This is a genomic window from Armatimonadota bacterium, assembly GCA_031432545.1.
GTDB classification, from domain to species: Bacteria; Sysuimicrobiota; Sysuimicrobiia; order Sysuimicrobiales; family Sysuimicrobiaceae; genus Caldifonticola; species Caldifonticola tengchongensis.
The window spans coordinates 1-16090 of sequence record JAVKGX010000013.1 but is presented as its reverse complement, the minus strand read 5'-3'; the positions used below and the strand labels follow the sequence as shown (position 1 = coordinate 16090).

Below are 16090 nucleotides of genomic sequence, written 5' to 3'. Positions count from 1 at the left end.
CCGACTGCCGGGCGGTTGGCGCGAAGACGGAGGAACAAGACCGTGCACATCCCTCAGACGTCACCGCACTACCCGTCGCACCTCGAAGCGGACGTCGTGCTGCGCGATGGCTCCACGGTTCGGATCCGCCCTGTACGGCCAGACGACGAAGGGGATCTCGTGGCCTTCTTCCGCGCCCTATCGGCCGATTCGCTGGCCATGCGCTTCTTCGCTCCGGTGACCGACCACTTCTTGGCCGAGGAAGCAGGGCGGCTGGTCCAGGTGGACTACGTACGTGACTTCGGCATGGTCGCCACGGCCGGAGCGGACGAGCGCATCGTCGCGCACGCGATGTACGCAGCCACCGACGGCGACCGCGCGGAGGTGGCGTTCGCGATCGCCGACGACTACCAGGGTCGGGGGCTGGGAACCATCCTCCTCGGTCAGCTCGCGGAGGTGGCCTCAGCCAACGGCATCCGCGTGTTCGAAGCAGAGGTCCTTCCCGCTAACCACCGCATGATCGACGTCTTCCGCGACTCCGGGTTCGTGGTGACGGTGCGCGCGACCGTCGGGCAGCTGCACGTGGAGTTCCCGACCGAGATGGGAGATGAAGCCCTGCGCCGCTACGAGCAACGCGAGCAGGTTGCCGCGGCGAACGCGATGCGGACGTTCTTCGCGCCGCGCGGGGTGGCCGTGATCGGGGCCTCGCGGCGGCGCGGCACGATCGGCGGCGAGGTGTTCCGCAATTTGCTCAGCTACGGGTTCGAGGGCCCGGTCTATCCCGTGAACCCCGCCGCCCCCTACGTTCAGGGTGTGGTCGCGTATCCGACGGTGGAGGCGATCCCGGGGCCGGTCGACCTGGCGGTGGTCGTCGTGCCCGCCGCACAGGTCGTCGACGTGGCACGCCAGTGTGCCCGCAAGGGCATCCGGGCCCTGGTCGTGATCTCGTCGGGCTTCGCAGAGGTGGGCGACGACGGACGGGCCCTGCAGGACGAACTGCTGGCGGTCTGCCGCGGGGCCGGCATGCGTCTGATCGGGCCGAACTGCATGGGGATCGTCAACACCGATCCTCGCGTGCGGCTGAACGCGACCTTCGCGCCGGTCCCCCCGCCGCCGGGGCGGGTGGGATTCATGTCACAAAGCGGCGCACTGGGTCTGGCGGTGATGGACTACGCAAGCGCGCTGGGGCTGGGGCTGTCGACGTTCGTCTCGGTCGGCAACAAGGCCGACATCTCCGGCAACGACTTGCTGCAGTACTGGGAGACGGACGAGCGGACGGATGTGATCCTCCTGTATTTGGAGTCGTTCGGCAACCCGCGCAAGTTCTCACGGATCGCCCGGCGCGTGGGACGCAGCAAGCCGATCGTCGCGGTGAAGAGCGGGCGCTCGTCCGCCGGGGCGCGGGCAACTTCGTCCCATACCGGTGCGCTCGTGGCCGCTTCCGATGTCACAGTCGATGCTCTGTTCCGGCAGGCCGGCGTGATCCGCACGGATACGCTGGAGGAGATGTTTGACGTGGCCGCGCTGCTGGCGAACCAGCCGCCACCGAGGGGCCGCCGCGTCGGCATCGTGACCAACGCCGGGGGCCCAGGTATCCTGTGCGCCGACGCCTGCGAGGCCGAGGGACTGCAGGTTCCGGTGCTCGAGGAGTCGACGCGGTCCCGGCTCCGCGCTCTGCTCCCGCCGGAGGCGAGCGTCGCCAACCCGGTGGACATGATCGCGTCGGCGACCGCCGACCACTACCGGGCGGCGATCGAGCTGGTCGGTGAGGACGCGAACGTGGATGCGCTCGTCGTCATCTTCATCCCGCCCCTGGCGACGCGTCCGGAGGACGTAGCGCGGGCGATCGTGGAAGGCGCGCGATCTCTGGCCGGGCACAAGCCGGTGCTAGCGGTGTTCATGTCGGCGCGCGGCGTCCCCCCCGAACTGGGGGCGGCGGGCGTCCGCATCCCCTCCTATGCCTTTCCTGAGGCCGCTGCGATCGCCCTGGCGCGCGCGGCGCGCTACGGGGAGTGGCGCGCCCGCCCGATGTCTGCCCCGCCGCAGCTGCCGGACATCCGCCGCGACCAGGCCGCCGCGGTCGTGGCCGCGGCGCTCCAGCGCGGCGAGGGGTGGCTGACCGCAGACGAGGTCCAGATGCTGCTGTCCTGCTACGGCCTGCCGGTGCTCCCGCAGCGTACCGCGGCCGACCCGGAACAGGCGGGTCAGGCCGCGGAGGAGATCGCCGACGAGGTGGCTCTGAAGGCGGTCGCCCCGGGCCTGCTCCACAAAACCGAGGTGGGTGGCGTACGACTGCACCTGGCCGGCCGACGGGCCGTCGCAGCCGCGGCGGCGGAGATGGCCGAGCGCGTCCGGTCCGCGGGATACCCGGAGGTGTCGTTTCTCGTGCAGCGGATGGCTCCCCCAGGCGTCGAGATGATCGTCGGCGTGGTGTGGGACCGGCAGTTCGGTCCGGTCGTCGCCTGCGGGGCGGGAGGCGTGCTGGTGGAGCTGCTGCACGACGTCTCGGTTAGGATCGCACCGCTGACGGAGGCCGAGGCCTCCGAGATGATCGAGGGCCTGCGGACCTATCCCCTGCTCACGGGTTATCGGGGCAGGGAGGTGTACGACCTCGCGGCGCTGCGCGACGTGGTGCTGCGCGTCGGCGCACTGGTGGAGGACATTCCGCAGATCGCGGAGATGGACTGCAACCCGGTGATCGTGCACCGACAGGGGGCTTCGATCGTCGACGCCCGCGTACGCGTGGAACCGTACACGCCTGCCCCCCGTATCGGCCGCCGGCGTTGAAGGCGGCGCGGTCACTGCTTCGCCGCGGGCGCGTCAGCGAGGGAACAAGGCGGCGAGGGCGCGGACCGCGACGAGGAGCAGAAGCGTCGCCAACGTGCCCACGCCGACGAAGACGCCCGTCGCCGCGTCCAGGCCCCGCCCGAGCAGCACCTGCCGCAACAGCAGACCCGCGGGGACCGCCAGCGCCCAGTTGACCAGCCAGGTGCGCCCGCTTCGCATCCGGTAAGTCCGCAGCCACGTCGCCGCGAAGAACCAGGTGACCCACAGCGGCAGCGCGGTGCGCAACACCACGTCGGCTGCCAGCGGCAGCGAGTGGAAGCGGGCCCCCAGCACCGCGAACAGCAAAAGCGCCAGGGCGTCGGCGAGCGCCTCGCGCGCACCGGTTCGGGCGATGGTCGGGGGCCTCACCGCTGTGCCGGCTGGCGCACCGTGAGGACGGGGATGGGGCTGTGCCGAACGACGTGTTCGGCCACGCTGCCGAACGCGATGCGCAACAGGCCGGTGCGCCCGTGGGTTCCCATGACGATCACGCTGGCGCCCAGCTCGGCGCCGGCGCGCAGGATTTCCTCCCGCGCCAGGCCGCAAGACAGGTCGGCCCGCAGAACCGTCTCACACCCCGGGAATTCGGTCGCCAGCGCATCCAGTTCAAGGCGTGCCCTCCGCTCCAGGTAGGCTTGGATCAGCTCTCCTGTCGCCGCCGATCCGACCTCCCACGGGAGATCGAACAGCGCCTCGCGGGTGATCTCCAGCACGTGCAGCAACGTGAGGCGGGCACCGAACGCCCCGGCCAACAGGTGGGCCCACGAAAGCGCGGCGCGCGAGGCGTCGGAGAAGTCCACGGGCGCGAGCACATGGTCGATCGACGGACCGCGGTCGTCGCCTTCCCGGTGACGCACGGTCATCACCGGTATGGGGCTGTGGCGGACCACGTGCTCGGCGACGCTGCCGAACCAGATCCGCGGCAGGCCGGTGCGGCCATGGGTCCCCATCACGATGAGGTCGGCGTCCAGGGCTGCCGCCGCTTGGACGATCTCGAATCTCGCAGACCCCTCGCGGATCTCCGTGCGGGCGCCGGCAAACGGCGCCGCGAAATCCGCCATCGCCTTGTGCGCCGCGTCCGTGACGTCGCGGCGCAGCAGGTCGTAGACGTCGACGACCGCGCTGGGAGGACCCATGAGCGCAGAGGGGTTGGCTTCCACGACGTGGAGGAGGACGAGTTCGGCCCCCAGCCGTCCGGCGATGACCGACGCCCACCGGGCCGCGCGGGCGGCGGAAGCCGAGAAGTCCGTCGGAGCCAGGATGCGCTCGACGCGGTGCGGGCCTTGGACGCTTGGAGACTCCACGGGGACCTCCGATTCTCTGTCGTGGATTCCGACCGGCCCGCCGCCGGCGCTACACTCTGCTGTAAACGGGGCGCGCGGGGCGGCCTTCGGGTCGAGCTTACAGCGGCCACCCCCGGGCAGGCATCGGGTGCGCAACCGATCCCGGGCTGCTCGCAGCACCGGATGGCACACCGATACGCGCGGGCATACTCTGGGTTCGACGCAGGAGGAGACCAATGAACCGGAAGTGGGTGTACGCGTTCTCCGAGGGGAACGCCGCCATGCGCGACCTGCTGGGCGGGAAGGGCGCGGGCATCGCGGAGATGACGCGCATCGGCCTGCCGGTCCCGCCGGGATTCGTGATCACGACCGAGGCGTGCAACGCCTACTACGAGGCGGGCAGGCGGTTCCCGGAGGGCTTGTGGGAGCAGGTGGCCGAGGCGTTGCGCGACCTGGAGGACCGCATCGGCAAGCGGTTCGGCGATCCCGGTAACCCGCTGCTACTGTCGGTGCGGTCCGGCGCCAAGTTCTCGATGCCCGGGATGATGGACACCGTGCTGAACCTGGGCCTCAACGACCGAATCACAGAAGGTCTCGCGCGCACCACCGGCAACGCCCGGTTCGCCTACGACGCGTATCGCCGGTTGCTGCAGCTGTTCGGCAAGATTGTCCTTCGCCTTCCTGCCGAGCCGTTCGAGCAGGTCCTCGAGGAGACCAAGCAGCGGGGTGGGCCGGGACGGCAGGACACCGATCTCGGCGCCGACGAGTTGCGCGAGATCTGCGGCCGCTTCAAGGCGATGATCCGGGGTCACAGCGACCGCCCGTTCCCCGACGATCCCTGGGAGCAGTTGCAGATGGCGATCGCCGCGGTGTTCGACTCCTGGATGGGGCGGCGCGCGGTGGACTACCGGCGCGTGCATCGGATCCCCGACACGCTCGGGACGGCCGTCAACGTCCAGGCGATGGTGTTCGGCAACCTCGGCCCGGACTCGGCGACCGGTGTGGCGTTCACCCGCAACCCGGCCACGGGCCAACCGGAACTGTACGGGGAGTACCTCACGGAAGCCCAGGGCGAGGACGTGGTGGCCGGAACCCGCACACCCAGACCGCTGTCCGAACTCGCGCAGCAGATGCCGGACGTCTACGCGGAGTTGGCGTCCGTGGCAAAGCAGCTGGAGCTTCACTACCGGGACGTCCAGGACGTGGAATTCACAGTGGAGCGCGGGCGGCTTTGGCTGCTGCAGACCCGCGCCGCCAAGCGGACCGGCGCGGCTGCGGTACGGATCGCCGTGGACATGGTCGGAGAAGGCTTGATCGACACTCAGACGGCCGTGCGGAGGGTGGACCCGAGCCTGCTGATCCAGCTTCTTCACCCCACGGTGGACGACGAGGCCAAGCGCCGGGCGCGCGAGGAAGGGCGGTACCTCACCAGCGGTCTGCCGGCGTCGCCGGGGGCGGCCAGCGGGCGCCTGGTCTTCGACCCGGACGAGGCACAGCGCCAGTCCGCCGAGGGTGAGCCGGTGATCCTCGCGCGCATGGAGACGTCGCCCGAAGACTTCCACGGCATGGTGGCAGCGCGGGCGATCCTGACCGCGCGCGGCGGCATGACCTCGCACGCTGCGGTCGTCGCACGCGGGATGGGCAAGCCGTGCGTCGTCGGTGCCGGAGCGCTGGTCATCGAGGCGGAGGCCGGGACGATGGGCGTGGACGGGCGCACCGTGCGGGTCGGTGAGTGGGTCACCGTGGACGGTACCGCCGGCGAGGTCTTCGTCGGCGTCCTGCCGACGCGCGAACCGGCGCTGGCGGGCGAGTTCGCCACGTTCATGAGCTGGGCCGACGCCTACCGGAAGATGGGAGTACGGGCCAACGCCGACACGCCGAGCGATGCGCGGGTGGCGCGCGCGTTCGGGGCGGAGGGCATCGGGCTGTGCCGTACCGAGCACATGTTCTTCGAGGGCGATCGAATCTACGCGATGCGGGAGATGATCGTCGCCGCCACGGCCGAAGAGCGGCGCACCGCCCTGGCGAAGATCGAGCCCCTACAGCGTCAGGACTTCAGCGAGATCTTCCGGGTCATGGACGGCTTCCCCGTGACGATCCGCACGCTCGATCCGCCGCTGCACGAGTTTCTGCCTCCCGACGAGGAAGCGATCGAGGAGACGGCCAAGCGGATCGGGGTCTCCCCGGAGGTGTTCCGGCACAAGGTCAGCGCGCTGCGCGAGTTCAATCCGATGATGGGTCTGCGCGGATGCCGGCTGGGCATCCTGTATCCGGAGATCACGGAGATGCAGGCGCGTGCGATCTTCCAGGCGGCGGCCGCCTGCCAGGCGGAAGGCATCCGCGTCGAGCCGGAGGTGATGATCCCGCTGGTGTCCGACCCCAAGGAGCTGCAGCTGCAGGCAGACATCGTCCGACGGGTGGCCGCGGAGGTGCAGCAGAAGACCGGCCAGCAGATCCGGTACCGCGTCGGCACGATGATCGAGGTGCCGCGGGCCGCAGTGCTGGCCGGGCAGATCGCGGAGGCTGCCGAGTTCTTCAGTTTCGGCACCAACGACCTGACGCAGTTCGTGTTCGGCATGAGCCGCGACGACGCGGGACGGTTCCTGCCGCGCTACCTGGATCAGAAGATCCTGCCCGAGGACCCCTTCCAAGTGCTGGACCGCGATGGCGTCGGCGAACTGGTACGTGTGGGGACCGAGCGCGGCCGCGCCGCACGCGCGGACCTCAAGGTCGGGATCTGCGGTGAGCACGGGGGCGAGCCGATCAGCGTCCGGTTCTGCCACGAGGTCGGTCTGGACTACGTCTCCTGCTCGCCGTACCGGGTGCCGATCGCGCGTCTGGCCGCGGCGCAGGCAGCGCTGGGCGAGACCGCGCGTGACGTCTAGGGTTCAGGGCGCCGGATCGGTGGAGAGGATCGACTGCCCGCTCCGTGTGAACCGCCGCGCGGCCTTCAGACCGCGAGGTCCTGGGTCGCGTACCAGCGGCGCAGCACGGTGATCTGACCGGCACCGTGCGCGGCGTCGACCACGAGATCGTCCACCAGCTCTCGCCATGTCCGGTCTGGGCGTCCGGGGACGGGTTCGTCCCACCGGGAGACGTCGGTACCGCGCACGGCTTCGGCGCAGGCGGCGAATGCGCGCGCGAGTTCGGTCCTCAACTCCTCCCATGCCTGCGCGGTCAACGGCCCCGTCGGTAAGGGTGGACCGGCGAGATGAGCCGGCGGGGCCAGCGCGCGCGTCAGCCACGCGCAGCGATCGACGACCTCGCCGACGATCTCTGCGATCGTCGGTTGCCCGGACACGGGGCGCCATCCGGCCTCCGTGGCCGTCGCGCCCTCCAGCACGGCCGCCAACCCGTGTGCGCGCGTGTAGGCGCGGGCGACACGCTCGGCGATTCGCGCCGACTCCGGGCTCACCACCTCCCCCCTCCGTCAGCCGACGGCGAACCGGGGGGCCGCGCGCGCCGCCCCGCGCCATCTCGGACGCGCCGCACCTGGCGGGTGCGATCCTCGCATCGGAGCGCGTCGGTCAATCCGAAGCCGCACCGAGGACAACCGTTCCCTCTGGCGGGCACGAACACCTGGCCACAGCGCGGACACATGTGCGAGACGCGCCGATCCGCCAAGCTTCGCATCGCGCTCACCTCCACTCACAGCGTAGCCCGGGTTGGAGTGAAAGCGTATCGGGTCTGCGCCTGATCGTGCGCGACGCGCCCGGGCCGTACCGTATGGGGTGCCCAGACCGCGGCCGGAGGGGATCGGCATTGCCGGCCCGCAGGTGACGTGGCCGGCTGGAGGTTCGAGATGCGCCGACTGTGGTGGATGGGGTTGTGGCGGCTGGCGGATCCCAAGATTTCTTTGGCCTCGATGGCTTCGATCTTGCTCGGTGCGGCGGCGGCCGCACGCGTCGGCCCCATCGATTGGGGATGGCTTTCGCTCACGGTCGGGGGTGTCTTCGCGATCGAGGTGGCCAAGAACGCATCGGGGGAGATCGTGGACTTCGACTCGGGCGCCGACCTCCGAGTGGGCGTCCGAGACCGCAGCCCGTTCTCAGGAGGCAAGCGGGTGCTCGTCGACGGCCTGCTGACCCGCCGACAGACTGCGGCGATCGCTGCGGCGAGCTACCTGCTCGGGGCCGGCGCCGGCCTGTGGGTCGCCGTCGCCAGGGAGCCACGCGTCCTGTGGATCGGCCTCGTCGGGGTGGGCCTCGCCTACTTCTACCATGGTGCGCCGCTTCGGCTTTCCTACCGGGGTCTGGGAGAGATCGCCGTCGGATTGGCCTACGGCCCGCTGATCGCCTCGGGGACGTACCTGGTACAGCGGCAGGCACTCGACTTGCACGTCGCATTGCTGTCCGTTCCTCTCGGTTTGCTGATCGCGGCCTTCCTGTGGATCAACGAGTTCCCCGACTTTGACGCCGACCTGGCAGCGGGCAAGCGGACGCTGGTCGTACGGCTCGGACGCGAGCGCGCGGCGCACGTGTTCGCTGCGATCCTCGCAGCCGCCTTCGCGATCGCGGCGTCGCTCCCGGCGACCGGCGCTCCACCCACCGTCCTGGCCGGACTGCTCGGCGTGGTGCCCGCGGCGACGGCGGCACGCCGGCTGCTGGCCGCTCCGACGCACACCCCCCGGATCGTCCCCGCCCAGGCGCAGACCCTCCTCTCGTTCCTGCTGTACTCGCTGGGCACCGGCGTCGGTCTGCTTGCCGCCTGATGTAGGCAACCAAAATCGGGTGTCGGCCCGATGCCCCGTCCCGCATCCCGCGCCTACCCTTGGAGGGGGACGCGCCCGGAGGTGTGTCATGAGGGACGGCGGGCCCAAGATCGCGGTGATCGGAGGTGGATTCGGCGGCCTGGAGGCGGCGTTCTACCTAAGGATGCGCCTGCGTGACCGGGCGCAGATCACGTTGCTGTCCGATCAAGACCATTTCCTGTTCAAGCCGAACACGATCTACATCCCGTTCGGACTCGACCCCGACAGCCTGAAGATCCCCCTGGCCGTACCTGCGCGCCGCAAGGGGATCGAGTTCGTCCAGGCGAGGGTGCGCGACGTCGACCCGATCACGCGCCACGTCTACACCGACGGGACGGTGATCTCCTACGACTTTCTGGTCCTCGCCACCGGTGCAGGGATGCGACCCGAGGAGATCCCGGGGCTGGCGGAGCACGCGGAGACGATCTGGACGCCGGAGGACATGCTGCGGCTGCGGTCGACCTTCGAGTTCCTGGCGCGCGGCCCGGCCAAGCGCCAGCGCGTGCTGTTCTTGGTGCCGCCGAACAACAAGTGCTCGGGGCCTCTGTACGAGATGGTCTTCATGCTCGATACGTGGTTGCGCCGCGTGGGGGCGAGGGACGGTGTCCAGATCACCTGGGCGACCTACGAGCAGACCTACATCCAGGCGTTCGGCCCCAGGCTGCACGAGGTCGTCAGCGGGGAGTTCCGCAGGCGGAAGATCGACGGACACACCGGCTTCGTGGTGGAACGCGTCCGCCACGGGGAAGCGTTCGCGGTGGACGGCCAGCGCCTTCCGTTCGACGTGCTGATCTCCTTCCCACCATACGTCGCGTCGACGCCGTTTGCGAACCTGCCGTCCGACGAGCGCGGCTTCGTCCGGACCGAGCTGGCGAGTCGGCAGGTCGTCGGCACGCCACGGATCTACGCGGTGGGCGACACCGGCGACTTCCCCGTCAAGCAGGCGTTTCTGGCGTTCCTGCAGGCGGATGCGGCCGCCGAGCACGTCGCAGCCGAGATCCTGGGTACGCAGCCGGCGGTGCGGTTCGACCCGGTGAGCATGTGCGTGATGGAGCAGTTCGACAAGGCGACGTTCGCCCAGGTCCCCCTGCAGGTGACCGGCGTGCCCGAAAGACCGATCGAGGTGCGCAGCGAGGCGCCGCATCTGTACCGCGTGGGCTCTTCTCGGGTCTGGCGGCTGGGCAAGAAGCTGCTGGGTGTGTACCTGCCGTGGCGGTTCGGCGCGGGTGAGCCGTTCCACGCGGGCCTTGCCTGGAAATGGATGGAGGCCGGATTGAAGGTGATGTCCCGCCTGTTGGCCGCGTAGGGCGCAGCAGGCAGAAGGAGGCTGCGGATGGAAGCGCGCGACGTCATGACCCAGGAAGTCATCACGCTGACACCCGACATGACGGTCGGCGAGGCGGCGGACGTATTGGTTCGCTACCGCATCCACGGAGCGCCGGTAGTCGGCGAGGACGGCGGGCTGATCGGGATGGTGAGCCTCGTGGACCTGGTCGGCAAGCCCGGCGGAACGGTGCGCGAGATCATGACGCCCGACCCGATCTCCGCGATGGAAGACACGCCGCTGCCGGAGCTCGCGCAGACGATGATCGACGAGATGGTGCGCCGCGTCCCGATCACGCGCGGCAGGCGCGTCGTTGGGATCGTCAGTGCGAGCGACATCGTGCGGGCGTACCTCGGCCTGGTGGACGAACTGGCGAAGGCCAGCTGACGGACCGCAGGCTACCGGTGCCGGAGGGAGAGGGGATGGCCAGATCGGACCGGACGCCGGCGGGCTGCCCGCAGATCGATCCGCGGTTGTGGCAGGACCCGCGTTACCGGGCGCTGAGCGTGCACGCGCAGGTCGTCTGGTACCACCTCGTGCACAACAGCGACCGTCACGCCCTGCGCCCGGAACAGATCCACAGTGCGCTGCTCGAGCTGGGCGACGAGGTCCTGCTGGGGCACCTGCAGCGATTTGTGCGGTATGGAGGCCGGGGTGCTCGGCGGATGCCGGCGTTGGGATCGGGCCGATCGACGCGGCCCGGCCGACGAACGCGCGGAAGGAGGCGATGAGCATGCCCCTCGAGCCCGAACACCGAAACTCGTTGCGTAAGGCCAGAAGGTCGGCAGCCGAAACGCTGGAGACGAATCGGCGTGCGCCGCACGAGCACCGCGATGCGCTCGAGCGGGAGCGGGCGCGCGATCGGGAACGGCGGGCTCGCCTGCATGCGGAGGCCAGTCAGCACCACGCGGTCATCGAGAGGATCCACGACGATCTCGCACACGACCGCCGGCTGCACAAAGAGGCTCTGGAGGCCAACCGGTGGCTGCTGGATCTGGTGGACCTGATCGAGAGCCGCCGCCGGCGGGCCGCATAGGGCTACGCGCGTAGAGGATTTGCAGTCTGCGCGCAAGAAGACTGCCCACCAGGAGCGAGAAGGTGCCGCGAGGTACCGATGCCGGCAGCCGAAGTGGGTGTTTCGTTCGTTGTGGAGGTCGCCCACCTCCAGGACCTCTTCGAAGCGTTCGGCCGCCGCGGTTACACGATCGTAGGCCCCGTCCTGCGGGACGGGGCCATCGTGTACGATCGGGTCGAGTCGGTCGCGGATCTGCCCGCCGGATGGACCGACGAGCAGGACGGTGGAACCTACCGCCTGCGGCACCGTAACGACGGCGCCCTGTTCGGATACGCGGTCGGCCCCCATTCGTGGAAGAAGTTTCTGTTTCCTCCCCAGCTGCGTCTGTGGACGGCGACGCGCTCCGGCGGCCTCTGCGTTCAGCCCGAGGCCACAGACGTCCCGCAGTACGCGTTCGTTGGGGTGCGGTCGTGTGAGCTGCACGCCATCGCGATCCAGGATCGCGTCTTCCTCGAGGGGCCTCATCCCGACCCCACCTACAGGGCGGTGCGGGAGCGCTGCTTCATCGTCGCCGTCAACTGCGGGCAGGCCGGAGGGACGTGCTTCTGTGTCTCGATGGGCACTGGTCCGAAGGCCACCTCGGGGTACGATCTGGCTCTGACCGAGGTCATCGAGGGGAAGGAGCACTACTTCGTCGCGCAGGCCGCTAGCCAGGTCGGTGCGGCCGTATTGAGCGAAGTTCGGCGCCGTCCCGCGGAACCTAGGGCGCTTCAGGCCGCCGAGCGCACCGTCGCCCGCGCCGCGGCCCAGATGGGGCGTACGATGGAGGTCGCCGGCATCAAGGATCTGCTGTACCGAAACTACGAACACCCGCGCTGGGACGAGGTCGCGGCGCGGTGTCTGACCTGCGGAAACTGCACGATGGTGTGCCCCACGTGCTTCTGCTCGACGGTCGAGGACACCACTGACCTGACCGGCGACCACGCGGAGCGCTGGCGTCGGTGGGACTCCTGTTTCACCATGGACTTCTCCTACATCCACGGGGGCAGCGTGCGGGCCTCGGCGAGGTCCCGCTACCGGCAGTGGATGACCCACAAGCTGGCGACCTGGATCGACCAGTTCGGTACGTCCGGGTGCGTCGGGTGCGGGCGCTGCATCACCTGGTGCCCTGTCGGCATCGACATCACCGAGGAGGTTCGGGCGATCCGCCACAGCGACGCCGCCTCGGGTCTGCCCGAAGGAGGAGGTGGCCATGGAGGACCTTGAGGCCCTGCTGGCACGGCAGCCGTTCTTCCGCGGGATGGATCCTCGGTGGATCGCCTTCCTGGCAGGGTGCGCACGCAACGTTCGGTTCAACGCCGGAGAGTACCTCTTCCACGAGGGCGACGAGGCGATCCGGTTCCTGCTCATCCGTCACGGCCGGGTGGCCCTGGAAACCCACGTGCCAGGGCACGGACCGGTGACGATCCAGACGATCGGCGCGGATGACGTCGTGGGGTGGTCGTGGTTGTTTCCGCCGTACCGGTGGATCTTCGATGCCCGCGCGGTCGAACTCGTGCGCGCCGTGGAGTTCGAAGCCGCGTGCATCCGGCAGAAGTGCGACCAGGACCCGGCGTTCGGATACGTGATGCTGATGCGACTGGTTCCGGTCATCGTCAGTCGTCTGCAGGCCACCCGCCTGCAGCTGCTCGATGTGTACGGGGTCGTGGCCGGGCGGCATGCACACACTCGGGCGTGATGCCATGGTGCCGGTGCCGGCCGTCGTCCGTCGGGTGCGCCGGCAGACACGGGACACCTGCACGGTCGATCTGGATTCCCCGCGCGGCCAGGGGTTCTCCTTCCGGCCCGGCCAGTTCAACATGGTGTACGTCTTCGGTATCGGTGAAGTGCCGATTTCGATCAGTGGGAATCCGCAGCGACCGGTCCCCATCTCGCACACCGTGCGCGCGGTCGGCGCGATCACGACTGCGATCCGCGGTCTGCGGCGGGGGGACGTCGTGGGTCTGCGTGGGCCGTTTGGCAGCAGCTGGCCGGTCGAGGCGGCGGAGGGGATGGACGTCCTGATCGTGGCCGGCGGCGTCGGACTGGCGCCGCTGAGGCCCGCGATGCTTCACGTCCTTGCGAACCGGGAACGCTACGGCCGGGTGGCCCTCCTGTACGGGGCGCGCACGCCCCACGACCTCCTGTTCCGCCGCGACCTGGAACGATGGCGCGGACGCTTCGACCTGCACGTGGCTGTCACCGTGGACGCTCCGGTCCTGGGATGGAACGGGGGGGTGGGGGTGGTGACGGCGCTGATCCAGTCTGCGCCCGTGGACTTTGCGGAGTGCGTGGCATGGGTCTGCGGGCCGGAGGTCATGATGCGCTTCGCTGTGGCCGAGCTGCTCAGGCTCCGCGTGGCGGCAGAGCGCATCACGTTGTCGATGGAACGCAACATGAAGTGCGCGGTGGGGCTGTGCGGCCACTGTCAGTACGGGCCGTACCTCCTCTGCCGGGAGGGACCGGTCTTCCGGTACCCCGACGTCCAGCGATGGCTCACGATCAAGGAGGTATAATGCGGCGCTCCCGGAGACGCAAGCCCAAGCTGGCCGTCTGGAAGTTCGCGTCCTGCGACGGCTGCCAGCTGACCGTGCTCAACCTGGAGGACGAACTGTTGGCGCTGGCCGGTGCGGTGGAGATCGCCCACTTCCTGGAGGCCTCACGGGCCACGGTGCGGGGTCCCTACGACGTTTCCCTGGTGGAGGGCTCGATCACCACACCTCACGACGCACGGCGGATTCGGCGCATTCGGGAGCGGTCCCGCTACTTGGTCACGATCGGAGCCTGCGCCACCGCGGGCGGGATCCAGGCGCTGCGCAACTTCAAGGACGTGCGGGAGTTCGTCTCGATTGTGTACGCAAAGCCCGAGTACATCGAGACCCTTTCGCAGTCGACGCCGATCTCAAATCACGTGCGCGTCGACTTCGAACTGCAAGGCTGCCCGATCGATCGCAGACAGCTCCTGGAGGTGCTGACGGCGTTTTTGCACGGACGGAGGCCCAACGTCCCTGCGCACAGCGTCTGCATGGAGTGCAAGCGCCGCGGGGTGGTCTGCGTGATGGTGGCGCGGGGCGTGCCCTGCCTGGGTCCGGTGACGCAGGCCGGCTGCGGCGCCCTCTGTCCGGGCCACGCGCGCGGCTGCTACGGCTGTTTCGGTCCGATGGAGACTCCCAACACCGCTTCGCTCGCGACGTGGTTGGGGAGGCTCGGGATGGCCGACGCCAGTCTGGTGCGGGTGTTTCGCACCTTCAACGCCGGCGCGCCTGCATTCCGCGCGGCTGCGGAGAGCCATGAATCCTGAGCCCAGTACGAAGACGATCCGGGTCGACGCCCTGGCTCGCGTCGAGGGCGAGGGCGCGATGTACGTGCGCGTCGTGGGCGATCGGGTGGCGGACGTACAGCTGAGGATCTACGAGCCGCCGCGCTTCTTCGAGGCGTTGTTGCGAGGTCGCCACTTCACCGAAGCGGTGGACATCACCGCACGCATCTGCGGCATCTGCCCCGTTGCCTACCAGATGAGCGCGACGAACGCGATGGAAGACGCCTGCGGGGTGCGGGTGGACGGGCCCTTGCGTGATTTGCGACGCCTCCTGTACTGCGGCGAGTGGATCCAGAGTCATGCCCTGCACGTCTATCTGCTGCACGCGCCGGACTTTTTGGGCTACGAGAGCGCGGTGCACATGGCGCGGGATGACGCGTCGACCGTACGGCGCGGCCTGCGGCTGAAGAAGGCCGGGAACGCCGTCATGACGATGCTGGGCGGCCGTGAGGTTCACCCGATCAACGTCCGGTTGGGGGGATTCTACCGCGTCCCGACCAAGTCCGAAATGAGAGCCCTGGCGGAGCCGTTGAAGTGGGCGCGGGATGCCGCAGTCGAGACGGTGCGTTGGGTGGCCGGCTTTCCGTTTCCCGACTTCGAGCGCGACTACGAGATGGTGGCGCTGCGTCACCCCGATGAGTATGCGATCACCGAGGGGCGGCTGGCCAGCACCCGGGGGTTGGACGCTGCTGTTCGCGAGTTCGGAGACTACGTCGTCGAAGAACAGGTCCCGCACTCCAACGCACTGCACGCGACCATCCGGGGCCGCGGTCCGTACCTCGTGGGCCCGATGGCCCGCTACGCTCTGAACTTCGATCGCCTCTCGCCGCTCGCGCAGGAGGCGGCACGGGAGGCCGGGTTGGGGCCCGTCTGCCGGAACCCCTTTCAGAGTATCGTCGTGCGCGCCGCGGAACTCGTCTACGCATGTGACGAGGCGCTGCGGCTCATCGACCGCTACGAACCACCGGATCGCCCGGCGGTGGACGTCCCGCCGCGGGCGGCTACCGGCCACGGATGCACCGAGGCGCCGCGGGGCATTCTGTACCACCGCTACACGATCGATGACGCGGGTACGATCCTCGACGCGAAGATCGTGCCTCCGACATCTCAGAATCAGAAGTCCATCGAGGAGGATCTCCGCGGATTCGTGCAGGCACGCCTCGATCTTCCGCACGACGCTCTGACCTGGCAGTGTGAGCAGGCCGTTCGCAACTACGACCCCTGCATCTCGTGCGCCACTCACTTCCTGCGCGTGGACGTGGAGCGCACGTGAATGGGTCTGGTCGTGATCGGTATCGGCAACCTCTTCCGGCGGGACGACGCTGTCGGGCTGACCGTCGCCCGGCGGCTGCGCGGCTGTGTGCCGGAAGGCACCCGCGTCGTGCGGGTCGAGGGCGACCCCATGGAGATCCTGGAGTGCTGCGCTGGCGCGGAGACTGTCGTGGTGATCGACGCCGTCCGCAGCGGCAGGAGACCGGGGACCGTATGCCGGTTCGACGCGAGCCGAGACCCACTGCCGACGCACCTGTTCGGTGCCACGTCCACCCACGCGGTC

At 69.3% G+C, this 16090-nt stretch carries 16 protein-coding genes; 13 read left to right on the top strand and 3 right to left on the bottom strand.

The features are described 5' to 3' along the window. The first annotated feature begins 42 nt into the window (after positions 1-42). Complete coding sequence (locus QN163_09900; GenBank protein MDR5684321.1) at positions 43-2766, top strand: GNAT family N-acetyltransferase; 2724 nt, start codon at positions 43-45, stop codon at positions 2764-2766. A 33-nt stretch (positions 2767-2799) separates the two neighbouring features. Here the strand turns inward: QN163_09900 and QN163_09895 are convergent, their stop codons facing one another. Together QN163_09895 and QN163_09890 are read right to left on the bottom strand one after the other, a co-directional pair. Next, on the bottom strand, positions 2800-3174 hold the full coding sequence (locus tag QN163_09895; GenBank protein ID MDR5684320.1) for a DUF3054 family protein: 375 nt from the start codon (positions 3172-3174) through the stop codon (positions 2800-2802). Further along, a complete protein-coding gene (locus tag QN163_09890; GenBank protein MDR5684319.1) occupies positions 3171-4109 on the bottom strand; it encodes a universal stress protein in 939 nt (312 codons plus the stop codon). Before QN163_09890 ends, QN163_09895 begins: the two co-directional genes overlap by 4 nt. 215 nt (positions 4110-4324) lie before the next feature. Between QN163_09890 and ppdK the strand changes: the two genes are divergently transcribed. After that, positions 4325-6973, top strand: a complete 2649-nt coding sequence (gene ppdK / locus QN163_09885; GenBank protein MDR5684318.1) for a pyruvate, phosphate dikinase — start codon at positions 4325-4327, stop codon at positions 6971-6973. Positions 6974-7038: 65 nt separating this feature from the next. Here ppdK and QN163_09880 read toward each other — a convergent pair whose 3' ends face one another. Then, positions 7039-7503 (bottom strand): DinB family protein, encoded by a 465-nt coding sequence (locus QN163_09880; protein ID MDR5684317.1) that lies wholly within the window; start codon positions 7501-7503, stop codon positions 7039-7041. Positions 7504-7890: 387 nt separating this feature from the next. Between QN163_09880 and QN163_09875 the strand changes: the two genes are divergently transcribed. From QN163_09875 to QN163_09825, 11 genes are all read left to right on the top strand, one after another. Continuing rightward, positions 7891-8799 (top strand): prenyltransferase, encoded by a 909-nt coding sequence (locus QN163_09875; GenBank protein ID MDR5684316.1) that lies wholly within the window; start codon positions 7891-7893, stop codon positions 8797-8799. Positions 8800-8887: 88 nt separating this feature from the next. Continuing rightward, complete coding sequence (locus tag QN163_09870; GenBank protein ID MDR5684315.1) at positions 8888-10144, top strand: FAD-dependent oxidoreductase; 1257 nt, start codon at positions 8888-8890, stop codon at positions 10142-10144. A 27-nt stretch (positions 10145-10171) separates the two neighbouring features. Further along, positions 10172-10549: a CBS domain-containing protein gene (locus QN163_09865; GenBank protein ID MDR5684314.1), complete on the top strand. Its 378-nt coding sequence runs from the start codon at positions 10172-10174 to the stop codon at positions 10547-10549. A 35-nt stretch (positions 10550-10584) separates the two neighbouring features. Then, a complete protein-coding gene (locus QN163_09860) occupies positions 10585-10893 on the top strand; it encodes a hypothetical protein (GenBank protein MDR5684313.1) in 309 nt (102 codons plus the stop codon). After that, positions 10890-11198: a hypothetical protein gene (locus QN163_09855; GenBank protein ID MDR5684312.1), complete on the top strand. Its 309-nt coding sequence runs from the start codon at positions 10890-10892 to the stop codon at positions 11196-11198. Before QN163_09860 ends, QN163_09855 begins: the two co-directional genes overlap by 4 nt. A gap of 78 nt (positions 11199-11276) precedes the next feature. Further along, positions 11277-12443: a 4Fe-4S dicluster domain-containing protein gene (locus tag QN163_09850; protein ID MDR5684311.1), complete on the top strand. Its 1167-nt coding sequence runs from the start codon at positions 11277-11279 to the stop codon at positions 12441-12443. Continuing rightward, positions 12430-12915 carry a cyclic nucleotide-binding domain-containing protein gene (locus QN163_09845; GenBank protein ID MDR5684310.1) on the top strand — a complete coding sequence of 162 codons (486 nt, stop codon included), beginning with the start codon at positions 12430-12432 and terminating at the stop codon, positions 12913-12915. Before QN163_09850 ends, QN163_09845 begins: the two co-directional genes overlap by 14 nt. After that, entirely contained in the window at positions 12896-13732 is an 837-nt protein-coding gene (locus QN163_09840) for an FAD/NAD(P)-binding protein (protein ID MDR5684309.1), read from the top strand. Before QN163_09845 ends, QN163_09840 begins: the two co-directional genes overlap by 20 nt. Beyond that, the gene (locus QN163_09835) at positions 13732-14517 is read left to right on the top strand and encodes an oxidoreductase (GenBank protein MDR5684308.1); all 786 of its coding nucleotides are present in this window, start codon (positions 13732-13734) and stop codon (positions 14515-14517) included. Before QN163_09840 ends, QN163_09835 begins: the two co-directional genes overlap by 1 nt. Beyond that, positions 14507-15808: a Ni/Fe hydrogenase subunit alpha gene (locus QN163_09830; protein ID MDR5684307.1), complete on the top strand. Its 1302-nt coding sequence runs from the start codon at positions 14507-14509 to the stop codon at positions 15806-15808. Before QN163_09835 ends, QN163_09830 begins: the two co-directional genes overlap by 11 nt. Then, positions 15809-16090: hydrogenase maturation protease (locus QN163_09825; protein MDR5684306.1), on the top strand; the 282-nt coding region annotated here is incomplete at its 3' end.

Coding starts and splice junctions, on each gene's coding strand:
- ppdK (MDR5684318.1), top strand. CDS start 4,325: ATGAACCGGAAGTGGGTGTACGCGTTCTCCGAGGGGAACGCCGCCATG.
- QN163_09875 (MDR5684316.1), top strand. CDS start 7,891: ATGCGCCGACTGTGGTGGATGGGGTTGTGGCGGCTGGCGGATCCCAAG.
- QN163_09870 (MDR5684315.1), top strand. CDS start 8,888: ATGAGGGACGGCGGGCCCAAGATCGCGGTGATCGGAGGTGGATTCGGC.
- QN163_09865 (MDR5684314.1), top strand. CDS start 10,172: ATGGAAGCGCGCGACGTCATGACCCAGGAAGTCATCACGCTGACACCC.
- QN163_09860 (MDR5684313.1), top strand. CDS start 10,585: ATGGCCAGATCGGACCGGACGCCGGCGGGCTGCCCGCAGATCGATCCG.
- QN163_09855 (MDR5684312.1), top strand. CDS start 10,890: ATGAGCATGCCCCTCGAGCCCGAACACCGAAACTCGTTGCGTAAGGCC.
- QN163_09850 (MDR5684311.1), top strand. CDS start 11,277: ATGCCGGCAGCCGAAGTGGGTGTTTCGTTCGTTGTGGAGGTCGCCCAC.
- QN163_09845 (MDR5684310.1), top strand. CDS start 12,430: ATGGAGGACCTTGAGGCCCTGCTGGCACGGCAGCCGTTCTTCCGCGGG.
- QN163_09840 (MDR5684309.1), top strand. CDS start 12,896: ATGCACACACTCGGGCGTGATGCCATGGTGCCGGTGCCGGCCGTCGTC.
- QN163_09835 (MDR5684308.1), top strand. CDS start 13,732: ATGCGGCGCTCCCGGAGACGCAAGCCCAAGCTGGCCGTCTGGAAGTTC.
- QN163_09830 (MDR5684307.1), top strand. CDS start 14,507: ATGAATCCTGAGCCCAGTACGAAGACGATCCGGGTCGACGCCCTGGCT.